The following is a 16,391-nucleotide window of genomic DNA, read 5'->3' as shown; positions in this document are numbered from 1 at the left end:
TTCAGTCCTCGTCCTGCCAGCGCAGGGCAAATCCATTGGGATAGCGCAGATCCGCCAGCGCCAGTTGTCTGTCCGCCGCGCCGGGGATGCGCGGCCAGGCCGCCACCAGCCGAGCCAGGCGTGACTCCACCGACTCTCGGCCAAGCCGGATCTGGCCGCCATCCGCCAGCGTCAGCGTCCAGGCGCGGCGCTCGTCCAAGGCGAGGCCTACCGGCTCCAGCGGCAGCGGCTCGAGCAGTGCATGCAGCTGCTGATAGCGCGCCAGCACACGTGCCGCACTGCCCGGCGGACCGGATAACGCCGGTAGTGACGCCGCCGGCAACTGCCGTGGCCGGAACACCCCGGCCTGACCATTCATGAGCGCGACTCCGCCCCAGCGGGCGACGGGCTCCTGCTCGTCGACGGTGATGCGCAGGGCATCCGGCCAGACCCGCCGCACGGTGGCCGTCGCCACCCAGGGCAGGGACTCCACCGCGGCCCGAACGGCGGAGACATCCACGCCCAGCAGCCCGCCCTTCAGATGCCCCTGCAGCACCCGCCGCAGATCCGCCTCGCGCACATGCGCCAGTTCGCCATCGAAGCCGACGCGCTCCAGCGGCAGCAGTCGCAGTTCGGGACCGCGCTCCAGCGCCAGAGAGCCACCGGCCATCAGCGCGAGGCCCAGCCCCAGCAATATCAGCAACCGCGTGCCTTGCCTGAATCCGGTACTCACCGTCCCTCACCACGCCTCCAGCTCGTCAGCAGGATGCGCCAGACCAGCTCCTCCCTATCGATCCCGCGCGCCCGTGCGGCGGCCGGGACCAGGGAGTGATCGGTCATCCCGGGAATCGTGTTGACCTCGAGCAGCCAGAAACGGCCCGCGGCGTCCGCCATCAGATCGACCCGTCCCCAGCCACTGGCACCGATCGCCCCGAAGGCCTGCCGCACGAGCGCGCCCATGGCCGCTTCGGCATCCGCCGGCAACCCGCAGGGAATCACCATGCGGGTGGCATCCGAGCGATACTTGGCGTTGAAGTCATAGAAGGTCTCGCCGACCTCGATCCGAATCGCCGGCAGAATCTCGCTCTCCAGCAATGCCACCGTGTATTCGGGGCCCTCGATGCAGCGCTCCACCAGGACGGCATCGCCGTAGGCCCTCGCCGCTTCAGCGGCTGCCGACAGATCGTCGGCCCGCTCGACGCGGGCGGTCCCCACGCTCGAGCCCTCTCCCAGCGGCTTGACGAAGAGCGGCAGGCCGAGCGCATCGATCACCGCGCCGGGATCATCCCCCGGGCGCAGCACCCGGAACGCCGGGGTCGGCAGACCCATCCCCTGCCAGATCCACTTGCTACGCCACTTGTCCATGCCCAGCGCCGAGCCGAGCACGCCGCTGCCGGTATAGGGCACGCCCATGGCCTCGAGCGCACCCTGGATCACACCGTCCTCACCCCCCGGGCCGTGCAGGGCGATGAAGGCCCGGTCGTAGTCGCCCAGCGCCGCCACCGGGCGCTCTGCCGGGTCGAAGGCCTCCGCTGCCACGCCACGGGCCTGTAGCGCAGCAAGGCACTCGCCTCCGCTAGCGAGCGAGATCTCGCGTTCGGCGGATTGTCCGCCCATCAGCACTGCTACCCGGCCCAGGTCGACGGGCGCGGGATTGCCTTCAATGCGCATCGCCAGGCGCCTCCCCAACAACCCGAACCTCGGGCTCGAGGACAACGCCGTGAAGCGCCTCGACCCGGGACTGAACAAAGTGAATGAGGGATTCGATATCCGCCGCACGGGCCTCACCGCCGTGGACGATAAAGTTGGCATGTTTCTCCGAGACCCAGGCACCGCCCAATCGATGCCCCTTCAGTCCGGCGGCCTCGATGAGCCGCGCAGCATGATCCCCCGGCGGATTGCGGAAAACCGATCCGCCGCTGGCCATGCCCGTGGGCTGTGTTTCGGCACGCTCGACCAGAAGCGATCGCACCCGCGCCTTCAGCACATCGGGATCGCCACCCGGCTGGAACCGGAAGGTCGCCGACGTGAACCATTCATCCGCCTGTCCGCGGACATGGCGGTAGCTCACCTCGAATTCCCCGGGCAGGCGACGGTGCGTCAGCCCCTGACGATCGACAGTCGATACGGACTCCACCCGAGCCCACGTCTCTCCGCCCCAGGCACCGGCATTCATGGCCAGCGCACCGCCCACCGTGCCGGGGATGCCGGCAAAGAATTCCGCCCCGGCATAACCTCGCCGGCCGCACCAGCGGGCCAGTTTGGCGCAGGGCACACCGGCATCGGCATGCACCCGGCCGTCGCCCAGGTCCTGTAGCGATGCCAGACCGCGATGCAGCCGGATGACCGAACCGCGCAGCCCACCGTCCCGGACCAGGAGGTTGCTGCCGAGCCCCAGCCAGAAAAGCGGCTCCGCCGCCTGGTCACTGGCGAGGAAGGCGCCCAGATCATCGGCGTCCGCGGGCTCATAGAGGCGCTCGGCCGGGCCGCCGACCCGCCAGGTGGTGTAGCGGGCCATCGGCACCGACTCGCGAAGCTGACCGCGCAGGGCCGTCATGGCGCGCCCTCCTCTGCGAGCAGGCGCGGCAGTGCGCCGCCGATGCTGCCGGCACCGAGGGTGATGACGACATCATCCGACCGGAGGATGCCGGGCAGGAGATCCATCAGCTCATCGAGTCCGGCAACGAATATCGGATCGGTCTGGCCCCGCAGCCGAATGGCCCGGCACAGACTGCGTGCATCGGCACCGGAGATCGGCGCCTCACCGGCGCCGTAGACCTCGGTCACCACCAGGACATCGGCCTCGCCGAGCACCCGCGCAAAGTCCTCGAACAGATCCCGCGTCCGGCTGTAGCGGTGCGGCTGAAAAACCACCACCAGACGACGATCCGGCCAGTTGGCGCGGAGCGCCTCGGTAACGGCCTCAATCTCCCGGGGATGATGCGCGTAGTCATCCATCAGCAGCGCCTCACCCCCGTCGGATAGGGTAAGGGCACCGAGCTGCTGGAAGCGGCGGCCGATACCGGAGAACCCGCCCAGGGCGTCGCGAATGGCGGCATCCGGCACATCCAGGGCGCGGGCCACGGCGATGGCGCCCAGCGCATTGAGCACGTTGTGGCGGCCCGGCAGGTTGAGCGTGACTGGCAGTGGTTCGAACCCGGCCGCATGCACCATGAAGTGGCTGCGCCCGGCATCGGCCCGGACGTCCGTCGCCCGCAGATCGGCGGACTCCGAGAAGCCATAGGTCCGCACCGGACGCCCCAGCTCCGCCGCCAGGGCCCGCAGTTCCTGATCCTCATCGCAGAGCACGGCGAGGCCGTAGAACGGCAGATGATGCAGAAACTCGACGAAGGTGGCGCGCAGCTGCGCGAAATCACCGCCGTAGGTGCCGAGGTGATCGGCGTCGATATTGGTGACCACCGCCAGCATCGGATTGAGATAGAGGAACGAGGCGTCGCTCTCGTCGGCCTCGGCAACCAGGTAGCGGCCGGTCCCCAGCCGCGCATGACTGGCGGCGCTGTTCAGACGGCCACCGATGACGAAGGTCGGATCGAGGCCGGCCTCGGCAAGGATACTGGCCACCAGGCTGGTGGTGGTGGTCTTGCCATGGGTGCCGGCCACCGCGATCCCGAAGCGGAAGCGCATGAGCTCGGCCAGCATCTCGGCACGGGGCACCACCGGCAGACGCAGGGTTCGGGCGGCGATGACCTCGGGGTTGTCCTCGGTAACGGCACTGGAGGTCACCACGGCGTCCACCCCGTGGACATGACCGGCGTCGTGGCCGACATAAACCGTGGCACCCAGCTCGCGAAGGTGGGCGACGACGGCGTTCTCGCGCAGATCCGAGCCGGTCACCCGATAACCGAGGTTGAGCAGCACCTCGGCGATCCCGCCCATGCCGGCCCCACCGATGCCCACAAAGTGGAGGCGCCGCACCTGGCCCATGGCGCCCGGGCCGCCGGCCGTGCTGCTGATGACGGAATTCATGCCGCCACCTCCATGCAGATATCCGCGACGCGCTCGGCGGCCGCCGGGCGCCCGACCTGGTGTGCCGCGGCACTCATGGTTCGGAGCCGGTCGCGGTCGCCGAGCAGTTCCGAGAGTAAGGCGGCCAGGCTGTCCGGGGTGAGGTCGCGGTCGGCGATCATGCGCGCCGCGCCGGCATTCACCAGGAACCGTGCATTGGCCGTCTGGTGGTCATCCACCGCATGGGGGAAGGGCACCAGGATCGCCGGCACACCCGCTGCGGCCAGCTCCGAGACGGTCAGGGCACCGGCACGACAGACCACCAGATCGCACCAGCGATAGGCCTCGGCCATGTCGTCGATGAACGGATCGATCCGTGCCTCCACGCCGGCGTCGGCGTAGGCGCCGCGGGCGATATCGAGCGTACTCTGACCGGCCTGATGCCGAATATCGGGACGCTCCGCTTCGGGCAGAGCCGCGATCGCCTGCGGTACGGCGCGGTTGAGACTCAGCGCGCCCAGACTGCCGCCGATCACCAGCAGACGCAGCGCGCCGCCATGATCGGCGCTATCGATGGCGGAGCGATCGGCGATCTCCGTGCGAACGGGGTTGCCGGTGAACTCCGCGTCAACACCCTGCGCAAATGCCGCATCGAGCCCGGTGAGGACCCGCGTTGCCAGGCGCGAAAGCAGACGATTGGTGAGGCCGGCGATGGCGTTCTGCTCGTGGATGACCAGGGGCAACCGCCGCAGGCGCGCCGCCACGCCGCCGGGACCGGCGACATAGCCACCCATGCCGAGCACTACCCGCGGTTGGTGGCGACGGATGACGCCGAGGGCCTGAACTATTGCCCGCCCCACCATCCAGGGGGCCTTCAGCCAGCCGATCAACCCATTGCCCCGCAGACCCCGAACACTCACGGTCTCCAGCGGCAGACCCGCGGCGGGCACCACCCGGGCCTCAAGCCCATTCGGCGTACCCAGCCAGACCACCGGCACGGATCGCCCGGTGAGCACCTGCGCCACAGCCAGTGCCGGGAACACATGTCCGCCGGTGCCCCCGGCGATGATCAGCACGGGCCGGGCACTCATGCCGCCCTCCTCGGCCGCCGCGCGCTCGCCGAGCGAACGGCCCGCCGGCATTCCAGGTCAACGCGCATCAAAATGCCCAGGGCCGCGGCACTCATCACAAGACTGCTGCCGCCATAGCTCATCAGCGGCAGGGTGAGTCCCTTGGTCGGCAGCAAGCCCAGGTTGACGCCCATGTTGACGAAGGCCTGCAGACCCAGGCCGATCCCAATGCCGTAGGCCAGCAGTCCACCGAAATGCCGGCCCGCCCGCAGACTGGTCGCGCCGATGCGACAGGCCCGCCACACCAGGAACGCATAGAGTCCGATCACCACCGTCATCCCCACCAGACCCAGCTCCTCCGCCAGCACGGCGAAGAGGAAATCGGTGTGCGCCTCCGGCAGATAGAAAAGCTTCTGGACGCTGTTGCCCAGACCAACGCCGAACCACTCGCCCCGGCCGACGGCAATCAGCGACTGCGTGAGCTGGAAACCGCTGTCGAAGGGATCGGCCCAGGGATCGCGGAAGGCCGTCAGGCGCTCCAGCCGATAAGGAGAGGAAAAGATCAGTAGTGCCCCTGAGATGCCCGCGACGGCGACAAGGCCCAGGAACAACAGCAACGGCATACCGGCAATGAAGAAAAGCCCTCCGATGGTGGTCACGAGGACCGCCAGGGCGCCGAAATCCGGTTGGGCGAGCAGTAGCACCGCGGCGGCTCCGAGCACCAACAGACCCGGTAGCAGCGGTGCCGCCGACGTCCGCAGCGTTCCACCGTGGCGCTGCAGGAAGGCCGCGAAATAGACCAGCAGGAAGAGTCGTGCCACCTCGGAGGCCTGTACATTGACCGGCCCGAGGGGAATCCAGCGCACCGCGCCGTTCGCCTCGCGCCCCACCCCCGGGACCAGGACGAGAACCAGCAGGAACAGGCCGAACAGCAGGAGGGGCCCGGCCAGGCTCTCGAGGGTTTCCAGTGATAACCGCAGGCCAATGGCAAAGGCCGCCACGGCCGGCGCGAGGAATAACAGCTGCCGCTGCAGATAGTGCATCGATCCGCCGCCGTTCTGCTCGGCGACGCCCACGGAGGCCGACGCCATCATCACCAGCCCGAGCGCCACAATGGCGATGATCGTCATCAGCAGCGGGCGATCGACATCCGCCGCCACCGCGTCACGGTAGCCGAGCAGTGCCTCGAGGCGGGGATGGAGCGCTGCCTCACTCATCGGCCAACGCCTCCACCAAGGCACGGAAGTGTTCACCGCGGGCGCGGTAGTCGGTGTACTGATCCAGGCTGGCGCAGGCCGGCGAGAGCAGAACCACGTCGCCGGGTTGCGAGCGCCGTTCCGCCGCCTCGACCGCTGCTTCCAGATCATCAACGCATTCCACCGGCAGCGATGACGCCAGGGATCGCGCCAGCGCATCCGCATCCCGACCGTACACCACAGCGGCCCGGCCACGGTCTGCCAGTGCGGCCGCCAGCACCTCGAAGGACTGACCCTTGGCGTCGCCGCCGGCAAGCAGTACCACCGGCTGCTCCATGCCGGCAACGGCGGCGGCCGCCGAGGCCGCATTGGTGGCCTTGGAGTCGTTGACCCAGAGCCTGTCACGGTGCACACCGAGCCGTTCGCCCCGATGCGGCAATGACTGGAAGGTCTCCAGCGCCCGACACATGGGCTGCAACGGCCAGCCGGCCGCCTCTCCCATGGCCAGCGCCGCCAGCGCGTTCAGTGCGTTGTGTCGGCCCACGACCGATAGATCCCGCTGCCTCAGCAAAGGCTGGTCGTCATACATCAACCAGTCGACGCCATCGACAGTCCCGAGCCGCCACCGGGCGGCACCGGACGCGCCCCGGGCGCTGAACCAGGACACCGGCGTCGCATCATCGGCCATGCCCCGCACCCAGTCGTCATCGGCATTGAGCACCGCATGGCCGGCACCCTGGAGGATGCGCGCCTTGGCAGCGGCATAGTCCGTCATACCGTCGTAGCGATCGAGGTGATCCGGACTGAGGTTGAGCACCGTCGCCACCTGCGGCCTCAGGGAAACGGTCGACTCGAGCTGAAAGCTGGAGAGCTCGAGGATGAAAACCTCCGCATCCGGCCGGTTCTCAAGCAGGGTCAGCGCCGGCGGACCGAGATTGCCGCCGGCCATCGCGTCCACCCCGGCCGCACGGGCCATGGCCGCCAGCATCCGGGTCACCGTGCTCTTGCCATTGGAACCGGTAATCGCCATGACCGGCGCATTGACCGAGCGGGCGAACAATTCGATCTCGCCGATGACGGGCTGACCGCGACGTTTTGCCTCGCGAATCCCCGCATGGCGAGGATCCAGGCCGGGACTGATCACCACCTCTGCGGCACGGGCAATCAGGGCGTCATCGAAGCCGCCGGTATGCAAGTGGATCTCCGGATGTCGATCGCGCAACTCGGCCGCTCGGGGTGGCTGCTCCCGTGTATCGATGACGGCGACGCGCCGCCCGGCCGCCAGCAGATGGCAGGCGCTGGCAAACCCCGACTCGCCCAGCCCGAGCACCACGGCGTCGAGTTCGGTTGCGCGTTTCATGACCGGCTCACCCATCATCGAAGCTTCAGCGTTGCCAGGCCGACCAGGACCAGAACCACGGAAATGATCCAGAACCGCACGATCACGCGGGGTTCCGGCCAGCCCTTGAGTTCGAAATGGTGATGCAGGGGCGCCATACGGAAGATGCGCCGGCCGGTGCGCTTGTACCAAAACACCTGGAGCATGACCGAGACCGTCTCCGCCACGAACACGCCGCCCATGATGAAAAGCACGATCTCCTGGCGAACCACCATGGCGACCATCCCCAGCGCGGCACCCAGCGCCAGTGAACCGACATCGCCCATGAACACCTGGGCCGGATAGGTGTTGAACCAGAGAAAGGCGAGTCCGGCACCCACCAGCCCCCCGGCGAATACCACCAGCTCGCCAACGCCGGCGACGTAGGGGATACCGAGATACTCGGCGAAATTCACGTTGCCGCTGGCATAGGCAAAAACCCCCAGCGCGCCGCCGACGAGCACGGTGGGCATGATCGCCAGGCCGTCCAGGCCGTCGGTGAGATTGACGGCGTTGGAGGCCCCCACCACCACCAGCCAGGTGAGCGGCACGATCAATATACCCAGCGGAATAGCGACGTCCTTGAGCAGAGGGACGATCAGGGCGGTCTGCACAGGCACGGTCGCCGTGGCAAAAAGGATACCGCCGGCGATGAGCGCGACGATGCTCTGCAGCAGGAACTTGGTCCGGGCCCGCAGCCCCTCGCTGCTGCCGCGCGTCAGCTTGAGCCAGTCGTCGGTACCGCCGATCAGCCCGAACGCCAGCGTGGTCAGCAGCACCAGCCAGACATGCCGATTGGCGAGATCGCCCCAGAGCAGCGTGGCCAGGGCGATGCCGACCAGCATGAGCGCTCCGCCCATGGTGGGGGTGCCGGCCTTGGAGTAATGGCTGACCGGCCCCTCGGCGCGTACCTGCTGTCCCACCTGGTATTGCTCGAGGCGGCGAATCAGCCAGGGTCCCACCAGCAAGCCGATCCCCAGTGCCGTGAGGGTGCCGAGAATGGCCCGGAAGGTCAGGTACTGGAATACGTTAAAGCCGCTGTAGACCCCCTGCAGCTGTTCGGCGAGCATCAACAGCATGTCGACGTCTCCGTCGCTTCAGCCTCGCGGAGGGCGGCGACCACCCGATCCATGGCCGCCGAGCGGGAGCCCTTGACCAGCACCCTGACGCCCGGCGTCAGGTTCCTGGCCAGCGCTTCGATCAGCGCCGCCTGATCCTCAAACCACTCGCCGCCGTCACCGAAACCCTCCACGGCGTCGGCACTCAGCTCCCCGGCGGCGAACAGCCGGCTGATGCCCAGTGCGCGCGCGCGCTCACCGGCCTCGGCGTGCAGACGGCGGGCGCTGTCACCGAGCTCTGCCATATCGCCGAGCGCCAGCCAGACCGGCCCTGGGTCAGCGCATAGCGTTTCCATGGCGGCGGCCAGGGAGGCCGGGTTGGCGTTGTAGCTATCATCGATGAGCTGGCTGCCGTTCGGTCCCGGCAGGCACTGCAGTCGCCCGGCGACCGGCGCCACCTCGGCAAGACCCGCGGCAATGGCGCCGAAATCCGCGCCCGCGGCGCGCGCCGCGGTGGCGGCAGCCAGCGCGTTGACCCGGTTATGTCGGCCCGGCAGGGGCACCGAAACGACAAGCTCATGGTCGGAGAAGCGAATCTTCAGGCGGCCATCCACAAGGATTTCGCCGCTTACCTCGGCGGGATTGCCCGCAAGGCTGAACCGCTCGATGTGGCAGTGGGAGGCCTTCTGCTCCCAGAGCGCGGCGTGCGGATCGTCGGCATTAATGATGGCGTAACCGCTGTCCGGCAGCGCCTGGAAGAGCTCGCCCTTGCACCGGGCCACCGCCTCCACGGTACCGAAGCCGCCCAGATGCGCGGGGCCCGCGTTGGTCACCAGACCCACCCCGGGGCGTGCCCAGCTCGCGAGCAGACCGATGTCGCCGGGCTTGCCGCAACCCATCTCCACCACGGCATAGCGATCAGAGGGCTCGATACGACAGAGGGTGAGCGGCACGCCGAGCTCATTGTTCAGGTTGCCTTCGGTGGCGCAGGTTGAGCCCATCCGCGCAAGAATGGCGGTGAGCATTGACTTGACCGTGGTCTTGCCATTACTTCCGGTCACACCCACGACGCCGGCGGCGCTCTCCGATCGGGCACGACAGGCGAGCTCGATCAGCGCCCGGCGGGGGTCATTGACCTGCCATTGGGGCAGCTCCGCATCGACGAAACGCGTCACCATGGCCGCGCTTGCACCGGCAGCGGCGGCGGCTTCGACAAACTCATGCCCGTCCCTCTGGGCGCCGGGCAGCGCAATGAACAGATCCCCCGGCTGCAACCGGCGCGAATCCAGGGCGACACCTGTCACCGTGGCATCGGACCCACGCACTTCGCCGCCGAATTCAACGGCCAGGGATTTCAGCCGCATGGCGCGCATCAGCCCGCCCTCCGCTGCAGCGATTGACGAACCCGATCGCGATCACTGAAGGGATGCGCGATCGCGCCGATCACCTGATCGGTCTCATGTCCCTTGCCCGCCACCAGGACCCCGTCCTCCGGGGCCGCCTCGGCAAGCGCCATGGCAATGGCCTCACCCCGGTCGGTGACGGTGCGGCAGTCGGTCTGCGCCGGCACACCGCGGCGGATGGCATCGATGATTGACTCGGGCGCCTCATTACGCGGATTGTCGCTGGTGAGAACGACCCGATCGGCGAGGCGTCCCGCGACTTCACCCATCAGCGGACGCTTGCCGCTGTCGCGATCCCCGCCACAGCCGAAGACACACCAGAGCCGACCCGTGACATGCGGCCGCAGCGCATTCAGGGCGGCTTCCAGCGCGCCGGCGTTGTGGGCATAGTCGACCACGGCGAGCGGCGCACCAGTCGCCACGAAGCGCTCCATGCGCCCCGGCACCGGCCGCAGGTGCGCAGCCGCCTCAAGGGCAGGCGCCATCAACTGGTCGTCCAGTATCGCCCCCAGCGCGGCCAGCGCGTTGAGGGCGTTGAAAACGCCGAACAGGGGCAGTGTCAGGGCATGCCGATGGCCTTTGTGGAGGATCGTCAGCGCCAGCCCATCGGATCGCGGCGCAATGCCGGTGAGCTTCAGATCCGCCGGGTGGACATCAGCGTAGCTCAGCACCTCGGCATCCCCCAGAGGTCGAGCGGCCAGATCACGGCCCACGATGTCATCCAGGTTGAGCACCTGACGCTGCAGCCCGGGCCAGGCGAAAAGCCGGCGCTTGGCTGCGCGGTACGCCTCGATACTCCCGTGGTAGTCCAGGTGATCGCGCCCGACATGGGTCAGGACGGCGACATCGAATGGCACGGCATCCACTCGGTGCTGGACCAGCGCGTGCGAGGAAACTTCCATCGCCACCGAGCGCACACCGGCATCGCGAAGAGCGGCCAGCCGCGCCTGGATGGTCACTGCGTCGGAGGTGGTATGCCGCGTGGGCTGCAGCTGATCCAGACGCCCCCAGCCCAGCGTGCCCATCACCGCGCTATCCCCTTCCAGGGCCTGCAGCAGCTGGGCAGTGTAATCCGCCACCGATGTCTTGCCGTCCGTGCCCGTGACCGCGATCACCCGCAGCGCCCGGCCGGGATCGCCATAAAACCGTGCCGCCATGGCACTGACCAGCGCACTGAGACCGGCCCGGGGCAGGTCGACGGCGCCGCTCGCGGCACAACGGGCCGCCACGGCGGCCGCATCCTGCCCCCCATCCGGCTCCCAGACCACCACGGCGGCCCCGGCGGCCAGCGCCTGATCCAGGAACTCCAGCCCGTGATGGCGACCTCCCGCCAGCGCCAGGAAGACCGATCCGGGCCGGACCTCGCGGGAGTCCAGCGTCATGCCGGAGATCGGCAACGCCGCCAGCCGCGGATCCACCAGCCAGGGGGCGAGCAGCCGCTCAGCGTCCCATGGGCCGGTCATGGCTGCACCCCCTGGGCAACGGTCACGCCCTCTTCGTCCACGGGAGCATCGGGCGTGACGTTGTAAAGCCGCAGCGCATCGCCGACCACGGCGCGAAACACCGGGCCTGCCACCGGCCCGGCGTAATAATCCTCGCCCTGCGGCTCATCAATGGTGATCACGGCCACGAACCGAGGATCACTGGCAGGCGCCATCCCCGCGAAGGTCGAGATGTAACGGCCCTCGGCATACCCCCCCGCGACCGCCTTGCGACTGGTGCCGGTCTTACCGGCCACCTGGTAGCCGGGAATGGCGGCCTGCGTCGCCGTGCCGCCACTGCGGGTCACCTCGGTCAACATCTCACGCAGCTGCCGCGCCCGCTCGGCTGACATCACGCGTGCCGCGGACTGTCGACCCCCATCGGCGATCAAGCCGGGGGACGGCAGCATGCCGTCGGCGGCGATGGCCGCGTAGGCACGGGCGAGCTGCAGGTTGGTCACCGACAGTCCGTAGCCGAACGCGAGCGTTGCCCGCTCCACCGGCCGCTCCGAGGGCATCGCAGAGACAAAGCCGGCCGCTTCGCCGGGGAACGCGACGCCGGTCGGCCGGCCCAGGCCCATCTCGTTGAACACCCGCCAGACCCGGCCGACTTCCAGATCAAGCGCGATCCGGGCGGCGCCGACATTGCTCGATTTGCGCAACACGCCAGTCACCGTGAGCTCACCGAAGTTGCGGACATCCCGCACGGTGTGTGCCCCCACGCGCATTACACCCGGCTCCGTCTCCACTGGCGTATCCGGCGTGTAGCGGTCACTGCGCAGCGCGGCCAGCACGGTGAAGGGTTTCATGACCGAACCCGGCTCGTAGATATCGGTCACGGCGCGGTTGCGATAACGCCCGCCGGTGATGTCCTGCCGCCGATTGGGGTTGAATGACGGCTGATTGACCATGGCGAGGATATCGCCGGTGGTCACATCGAGCAGCACGAGCGACCCGCCCAGCGCGTCATTGCGCTCCACGGCCGCCTTCAGCTCGCGATAGGCGATGTACTGGAGGCGCTTGTCGATGGTCAGATGCAGATCGCGTCCCGGCGCCGGCTCGCGCAGGCGTTCGACATCCTCGATATTGCGACCGAGACGGTCCCGCAGGACACGCTTGGCGCCGGACTCACCCGAGAGCCAGTCATCGTAGGCAAGCTCCAGCCCCTCCTGACCGCGATCATCGATATCGGTGAACCCCAGCACATGACCCGTGACCTCGCCGGCGGGATAGAAGCGGCGGTATTCCCGCTGCAGCGCCACACCAGGGACTCCCAGCGACATCACGTTGTCCGCGAGGGCCGGGTCGACGTGGCGGCGCAGATAGAAGAACTCCCGGGAGCGACGGGCCTCGAGGTCAGCACGCAGGGTGGCGGGATCCAGACCCAGCTGCCCGGCAAGGGCGCGTAGTTGTGCCGCATCCGCCTCGGCCAGCGTGACCCCGGGGTCCGCCCAGACCGAGTCCACCGGCGCACTGATCGCCAGCGGCTCACCATGCCGATCGTGGATTGTGCCCCGGTGGGCGGGCAGCGACTCCACCCGCAGATGCCGCTGATCGCCCTGCCCCTGCAGGAAGTCGCCCTCCAGCAACTGCAATGACACCGCCCGTCCCATCAGGATCAGCGGCAACGCCAGCAGCAGGATCAACACCACGCCCCGACGCCAGGCCGGCGGCGTATCGACGGACTCGGGTCGACGGCTCATCGCCGAGCCTCCCCGATATCGAGCCGCAGCATGGTCGTGGTCTCCGGCGAGGGTTGATGCAGCCCGATGGAATCGCGCGCGATCCGCTCCACCCGAGAGTGCATGGCAAGCGCCCCCTGCTCGAGGCGGAGCCGACTCCATGCCGTATTCAAGTCATCACGTGAATCGCGCAGGGATTCGAGGGTCAGGAACAGGCTGCGGCTCTGATGCTTGACCTCGACCACAGCGATCGCCGACCCCATCACTGCCAGCGCCAGCAGAGCCACCAGCAGCCCCTGGCGACTCATGGCAGACGCTCCGCGACCCGCATCGTAGCGCTCCGAGCCCGTGGGTTGGCATTGACTTCCTCGCTCGAGGCCTGGCGTGCCCGGCCGACCCGGCGCAGCGTCGGGCGCTTCTCGGGGGGTACCACGCCGGCTCCGGGCGGTAGGTCCCCGACCTGACTGCGCCGGTTGATGAAGCGCTTGACCCGGCGATCCTCCAGGGAGTGGAAGCTGATGACGACCAACCGGCCGTGGGGGCCAAGCAGCTCACAGACATCGTCCAGCAGCCGCTCCAGCGAGCCGAGCTCATCATTGAGGTGAATGCGGATCGCCTGAAAACTCCGCGTCGCCGGATGACGGCCAGGCTCGGAACGCGGCACGGCATCAGCGATCAACTCGGCCAGCCCGGTGGTGGTCGCCGGGAGATCGCCGGCATCACGGGCAGCGCAGATGGCGGCAGCGATCCGACGGGCGTATCGCTCTTCGCCGTATTCCTTCAGGACACGGAATAGCGTGGCGAAATCCACCCGCTGCAGCCATTCCGCCGCGGTCTCACCCACTGCGTTATCCATCCGCATGTCGAGCGGTCCCTCGCGCAGAAAGCTGAAGCCTCGGCCGGCCTCATCCAGCTGCGGGGAAGAAACGCCTAGATCGAGCAGGATGCCGGCCACCCGACCAGCCAGACCCGCCCTGCGGAGATGCTCGCCGAGCGTGGCGAAATTGGCCTGCAGGATATGGCAGCGCGGATCGTCACCGTGGCGCTCTCGGGCGAGGGCGATGGCCGATGGGTCGCGATCCACCAGCCAGATGCAGGCGCTGCTGTCCAGCTCGGAGATCAGCGCCATGGCGTGCCCGCCACGGCCATAGGTGCCATCCACGTAGACGCCTCCCGCGTGCGGGACCAATGCCGCAACGGCCTGATCCCGCATCACCGCCTGATGTCCCGTGGAATCGCGCAAACCCAGCACTCCCTACAATGAAAGCGATTCGAGATCGCCGGGCAGATCCTCGGCCGCGGCCGCTTCCTCAAGCCACTCGTCACGGCGACGGGTCCAGATGTCTTCGTCCCAGAGCTCGAACTTGTTGCCTTGGCCAATCAGAACGGTGCGCTTCTCCAGCGCGGCGAACTCGCGCAGAGGCCCCGGCAGGAGGATGCGTCCATTGCCATCCAGCTGGCATTCGGTGGCATGGCCGATGAGCAGTCGCTGGAGACGACGCGCCGTGGGGTTGAGGCTGGGTAGGCGGACGAGCTTCTGCTCGATGTGCTCCCACTCCGGCAGCGGGTAGACAAGCAGGCAATGGTCGCGGTCCACGGTCACCACCAGATTCCCGTCGCAAAGACCCGACAGCCGCTCGCGATAGCGGCTCGGGAAGGCGATTCGCCCTTTCGCGTCGAGATTGATGTGGGTGACACCACGAAACACTAGATTCCCCCTGACTCACCCGTGGCAACCATTTTTCACCACTTTTCCCCACTTATGGCCACACTCTAGACAGCAGCACTCCACCCGTCAACCCAGTGGAAGCGGAATTTTTTCCATTACGACAGGAACTTACGAAGCCTCGCCCGGAATTCGAGGGATGCCCAAAAAGCCCCGATAAATCGGTTTTCAAAACATTGGGTTAGGGAGAAATGCGAGAATTCGCATCAAATAGAAAGGGTGGAAGCCGGCCTGTAAGCCGGGTTCTGTCGAAGACAGCCATTCATCTGGGATGCACGTCGCCGTGCAACTCGAGCGACCTACCCGGGAGCTGGCGCGGGCCGCGCTTTCGCCCCCCTATTCGGTCTTGCTCCGGGTGGGGTTTACCCTGCCGCGAGGTGTTGCCACCCGCGCGGTGCGCTCTTACCGCACCTTTTCACCCTTACCTGTGCCGTCCGGAGACAGCCATCGGCGGTTCGTTTTCTGCGGCACTTTCCGTCGGCTCACGCCGCCCAGGGGTTACCTGGCACCCTGCCCTATGGAGCCCGGACTTTCCTCCACGTCCGGGGACGCAGCGACTGTCCGGCCGGCTTCCGCTATGAATGATAACACTTCGACCACCCGCGGGCGCCCAGCCTCAGCCTTCCTGCACGGCCCGATCGTAGAGTGCATTGGCGGACTCACCCGTGATGCGCGCCGTCACCCGCGCCGCGGCCTTTGCACCGAGCCCCTCGGCCCGGAGCATCCGCAGCAGGGTCGCGGCGTCGGGGACACTGGCAGAGGCCGGTGCGCGCTCCTCCGAATCGGGCCCCACCAGGATGACGAACTCACCGCGCACCTGGGCGACATCCGCTCGGACCCATTCCGCCAGTTCCGCCAGCCGACCCGTTCGAGTGGTCTCGAACCGCTTGGTGAGCTCCCGACAAACCGCTCCTTCCCGCTCCGAACCGAGAATGCGGGCGAGATCATCAAGTGCCGCGGCAACCCGTCGACCAGCCTCCAGGAACACCAGCGTGTGCGGCTGACTGGCCAGGGCCTCGAGGCGCCGGCGCCGGGCGGCGGACCGGGACGGCAGAAACCCCTCGAAGAAGAAGCGGTCGGTCGGCAGACCGGCCACCGACAGCGCCGCGACCACACTGCTCGGCCCGGGCACGGCAAGCACTTCGAAGCCGGCCTGGCGGGCGGCGCGCACAAATCGATAACCGGGATCACTGATCAGCGGGGTCCCCGCGTCGCTGATCAGGGCGATCGACTCGCCGGCCTCCAGACAGGCGAGAATCCGCCCCACCCGGTCGGACTCATTGTGTTCATGAAGACTGATCATGGGGCAGCGGATGCCCAGACGGCTGAGCAGCTGACCACTATGGCGGGTATCCTCGGCGGCGATTCGATGAACGGTCGCAAGCACCTCCCGGGCGCGATCGCTCAGGTCTCCCAGGTTGCCAATGGGCGTGGCGACCACAAAAAGTCGGC

15 protein-coding genes and 1 other RNA gene are annotated in these 16,391 nt (G+C 67.9%); all 16 read right to left on the bottom strand.

The window, feature by feature from the left end; genetic code table 11:
* Nucleotide 1: 1 nt before the first annotated feature.
* Nucleotides 2–712, bottom strand: coding sequence for a cell division protein FtsQ/DivIB (locus V6X30_RS00945; RefSeq protein ID WP_367982762.1), 711 nt, complete (start codon nt 710–712; stop codon nt 2–4).
* On the bottom strand, nt 709–1,650 hold the full coding sequence (locus V6X30_RS00940; RefSeq protein WP_367982761.1) for a D-alanine--D-alanine ligase: 942 nt from the start codon (nt 1,648–1,650) through the stop codon (nt 709–711). Before V6X30_RS00940 ends, V6X30_RS00945 begins: the two co-directional genes overlap by 4 nt.
* Nucleotides 1,640–2,536 carry a UDP-N-acetylmuramate dehydrogenase gene (murB, locus tag V6X30_RS00935; RefSeq protein WP_367982760.1) on the bottom strand — a complete coding sequence of 299 codons (897 nt, stop codon included), beginning with the start codon at nt 2,534–2,536 and terminating at the stop codon, nt 1,640–1,642. The genes V6X30_RS00940 and murB overlap by 11 nt, the downstream gene beginning before the upstream one ends.
* On the bottom strand, nt 2,533–3,966 hold the full coding sequence (gene murC / locus V6X30_RS00930; protein WP_367982759.1) for a UDP-N-acetylmuramate--L-alanine ligase: 1,434 nt from the start codon (nt 3,964–3,966) through the stop codon (nt 2,533–2,535). Before murC ends, murB begins: the two co-directional genes overlap by 4 nt.
* Entirely contained in the window at nt 3,963–5,036 is a 1,074-nt protein-coding gene (gene murG / locus V6X30_RS00925; RefSeq protein ID WP_367982758.1) for an undecaprenyldiphospho-muramoylpentapeptide beta-N-acetylglucosaminyltransferase, read from the bottom strand. Before murG ends, murC begins: the two co-directional genes overlap by 4 nt.
* Nucleotides 5,033–6,232: a putative lipid II flippase FtsW gene (gene ftsW, locus V6X30_RS00920; RefSeq protein WP_367982757.1), complete on the bottom strand. Its 1,200-nt coding sequence runs from the start codon at nt 6,230–6,232 to the stop codon at nt 5,033–5,035. The genes murG and ftsW overlap by 4 nt, the downstream gene beginning before the upstream one ends.
* Nucleotides 6,225–7,571: a UDP-N-acetylmuramoyl-L-alanine--D-glutamate ligase gene (gene murD / locus V6X30_RS00915; RefSeq protein WP_367982756.1), complete on the bottom strand. Its 1,347-nt coding sequence runs from the start codon at nt 7,569–7,571 to the stop codon at nt 6,225–6,227. The genes ftsW and murD overlap by 8 nt, the downstream gene beginning before the upstream one ends.
* Nucleotides 7,572–7,585: 14 nt before the next feature.
* Complete coding sequence (mraY, locus tag V6X30_RS00910) at nt 7,586–8,668, bottom strand: phospho-N-acetylmuramoyl-pentapeptide-transferase (RefSeq protein WP_367982755.1); 1,083 nt, start codon at nt 8,666–8,668, stop codon at nt 7,586–7,588.
* Nucleotides 8,659–10,020 carry a UDP-N-acetylmuramoyl-tripeptide--D-alanyl-D-alanine ligase gene (locus tag V6X30_RS00905; protein ID WP_367982754.1) on the bottom strand — a complete coding sequence of 454 codons (1,362 nt, stop codon included), beginning with the start codon at nt 10,018–10,020 and terminating at the stop codon, nt 8,659–8,661. Before V6X30_RS00905 ends, mraY begins: the two co-directional genes overlap by 10 nt.
* A complete protein-coding gene (locus tag V6X30_RS00900) occupies nt 10,020–11,513 on the bottom strand; it encodes a UDP-N-acetylmuramoyl-L-alanyl-D-glutamate--2,6-diaminopimelate ligase (RefSeq protein ID WP_367982753.1) in 1,494 nt (497 codons plus the stop codon). The genes V6X30_RS00905 and V6X30_RS00900 overlap by 1 nt, the downstream gene beginning before the upstream one ends.
* A complete protein-coding gene (locus V6X30_RS00895) occupies nt 11,510–13,234 on the bottom strand; it encodes a peptidoglycan D,D-transpeptidase FtsI family protein (protein ID WP_367982752.1) in 1,725 nt (574 codons plus the stop codon). The genes V6X30_RS00900 and V6X30_RS00895 overlap by 4 nt, the downstream gene beginning before the upstream one ends.
* A complete protein-coding gene (ftsL, locus tag V6X30_RS00890) occupies nt 13,231–13,521 on the bottom strand; it encodes a cell division protein FtsL (protein ID WP_367982751.1) in 291 nt (96 codons plus the stop codon). The genes V6X30_RS00895 and ftsL overlap by 4 nt, the downstream gene beginning before the upstream one ends.
* Nucleotides 13,518–14,456: a 16S rRNA (cytosine(1402)-N(4))-methyltransferase RsmH gene (gene rsmH, locus V6X30_RS00885; protein ID WP_408022347.1), complete on the bottom strand. Its 939-nt coding sequence runs from the start codon at nt 14,454–14,456 to the stop codon at nt 13,518–13,520. The genes ftsL and rsmH overlap by 4 nt, the downstream gene beginning before the upstream one ends.
* 12 nt (nt 14,457–14,468) lie before the next feature.
* Nucleotides 14,469–14,921: a division/cell wall cluster transcriptional repressor MraZ gene (gene mraZ / locus V6X30_RS00880; RefSeq protein WP_367965993.1), complete on the bottom strand. Its 453-nt coding sequence runs from the start codon at nt 14,919–14,921 to the stop codon at nt 14,469–14,471.
* A gap of 236 nt (nt 14,922–15,157) precedes the next feature.
* Nucleotides 15,158–15,512, bottom strand: an RNA gene (gene rnpB, locus V6X30_RS00875) — RNase P RNA component class A.
* A gap of 43 nt (nt 15,513–15,555) precedes the next feature.
* Nucleotides 15,556–16,380: a 16S rRNA (cytidine(1402)-2'-O)-methyltransferase gene (gene rsmI / locus V6X30_RS00870; RefSeq protein ID WP_367984507.1), complete on the bottom strand. Its 825-nt coding sequence runs from the start codon at nt 16,378–16,380 to the stop codon at nt 15,556–15,558.
* Nucleotides 16,381–16,391 lie beyond the last annotated feature (11 nt).

It is taken from the genome of Spiribacter sp. 1M189 (assembly GCF_040838345.1).
In the GTDB taxonomy this organism is placed as follows: domain Bacteria; phylum Pseudomonadota; class Gammaproteobacteria; order Nitrococcales; family Nitrococcaceae; genus Spiribacter; species Spiribacter insolitus.
The sequence above is the reverse complement of the archived record's forward strand: the minus strand, read 5'-3'. Positions and strand labels throughout refer to the sequence as shown.

What these genes read in the sequence shown, in the direction of transcription:
- ftsW (WP_367982757.1), bottom strand. Translation starts at nt 6,232, where the DNA reads ATGAGTGAGGCAGCGCTCCATCCCCGCCTCGAGGCACTGCTCGGCTAC.
- murB (WP_367982760.1), bottom strand. Translation starts at nt 2,536, where the DNA reads ATGACGGCCCTGCGCGGTCAGCTTCGCGAGTCGGTGCCGATGGCCCGC.
- V6X30_RS00905 (WP_367982754.1), bottom strand. Translation starts at nt 10,020, where the DNA reads ATGCGCGCCATGCGGCTGAAATCCCTGGCCGTTGAATTCGGCGGCGAA.
- murD (WP_367982756.1), bottom strand. Translation starts at nt 7,571, where the DNA reads ATGAAACGCGCAACCGAACTCGACGCCGTGGTGCTCGGGCTGGGCGAG.
- V6X30_RS00940 (WP_367982761.1), bottom strand. Translation starts at nt 1,650, where the DNA reads ATGCGCATTGAAGGCAATCCCGCGCCCGTCGACCTGGGCCGGGTAGCA.
- murG (WP_367982758.1), bottom strand. Translation starts at nt 5,036, where the DNA reads ATGAGTGCCCGGCCCGTGCTGATCATCGCCGGGGGCACCGGCGGACAT.
- murC (WP_367982759.1), bottom strand. Translation starts at nt 3,966, where the DNA reads ATGAATTCCGTCATCAGCAGCACGGCCGGCGGCCCGGGCGCCATGGGC.
- V6X30_RS00900 (WP_367982753.1), bottom strand. Translation starts at nt 11,513, where the DNA reads ATGACCGGCCCATGGGACGCTGAGCGGCTGCTCGCCCCCTGGCTGGTG.
- mraY (WP_367982755.1), bottom strand. Translation starts at nt 8,668, where the DNA reads ATGCTGTTGATGCTCGCCGAACAGCTGCAGGGGGTCTACAGCGGCTTT.
- ftsL (WP_367982751.1), bottom strand. Translation starts at nt 13,521, where the DNA reads ATGAGTCGCCAGGGGCTGCTGGTGGCTCTGCTGGCGCTGGCAGTGATG.
- V6X30_RS00895 (WP_367982752.1), bottom strand. Translation starts at nt 13,234, where the DNA reads ATGAGCCGTCGACCCGAGTCCGTCGATACGCCGCCGGCCTGGCGTCGG.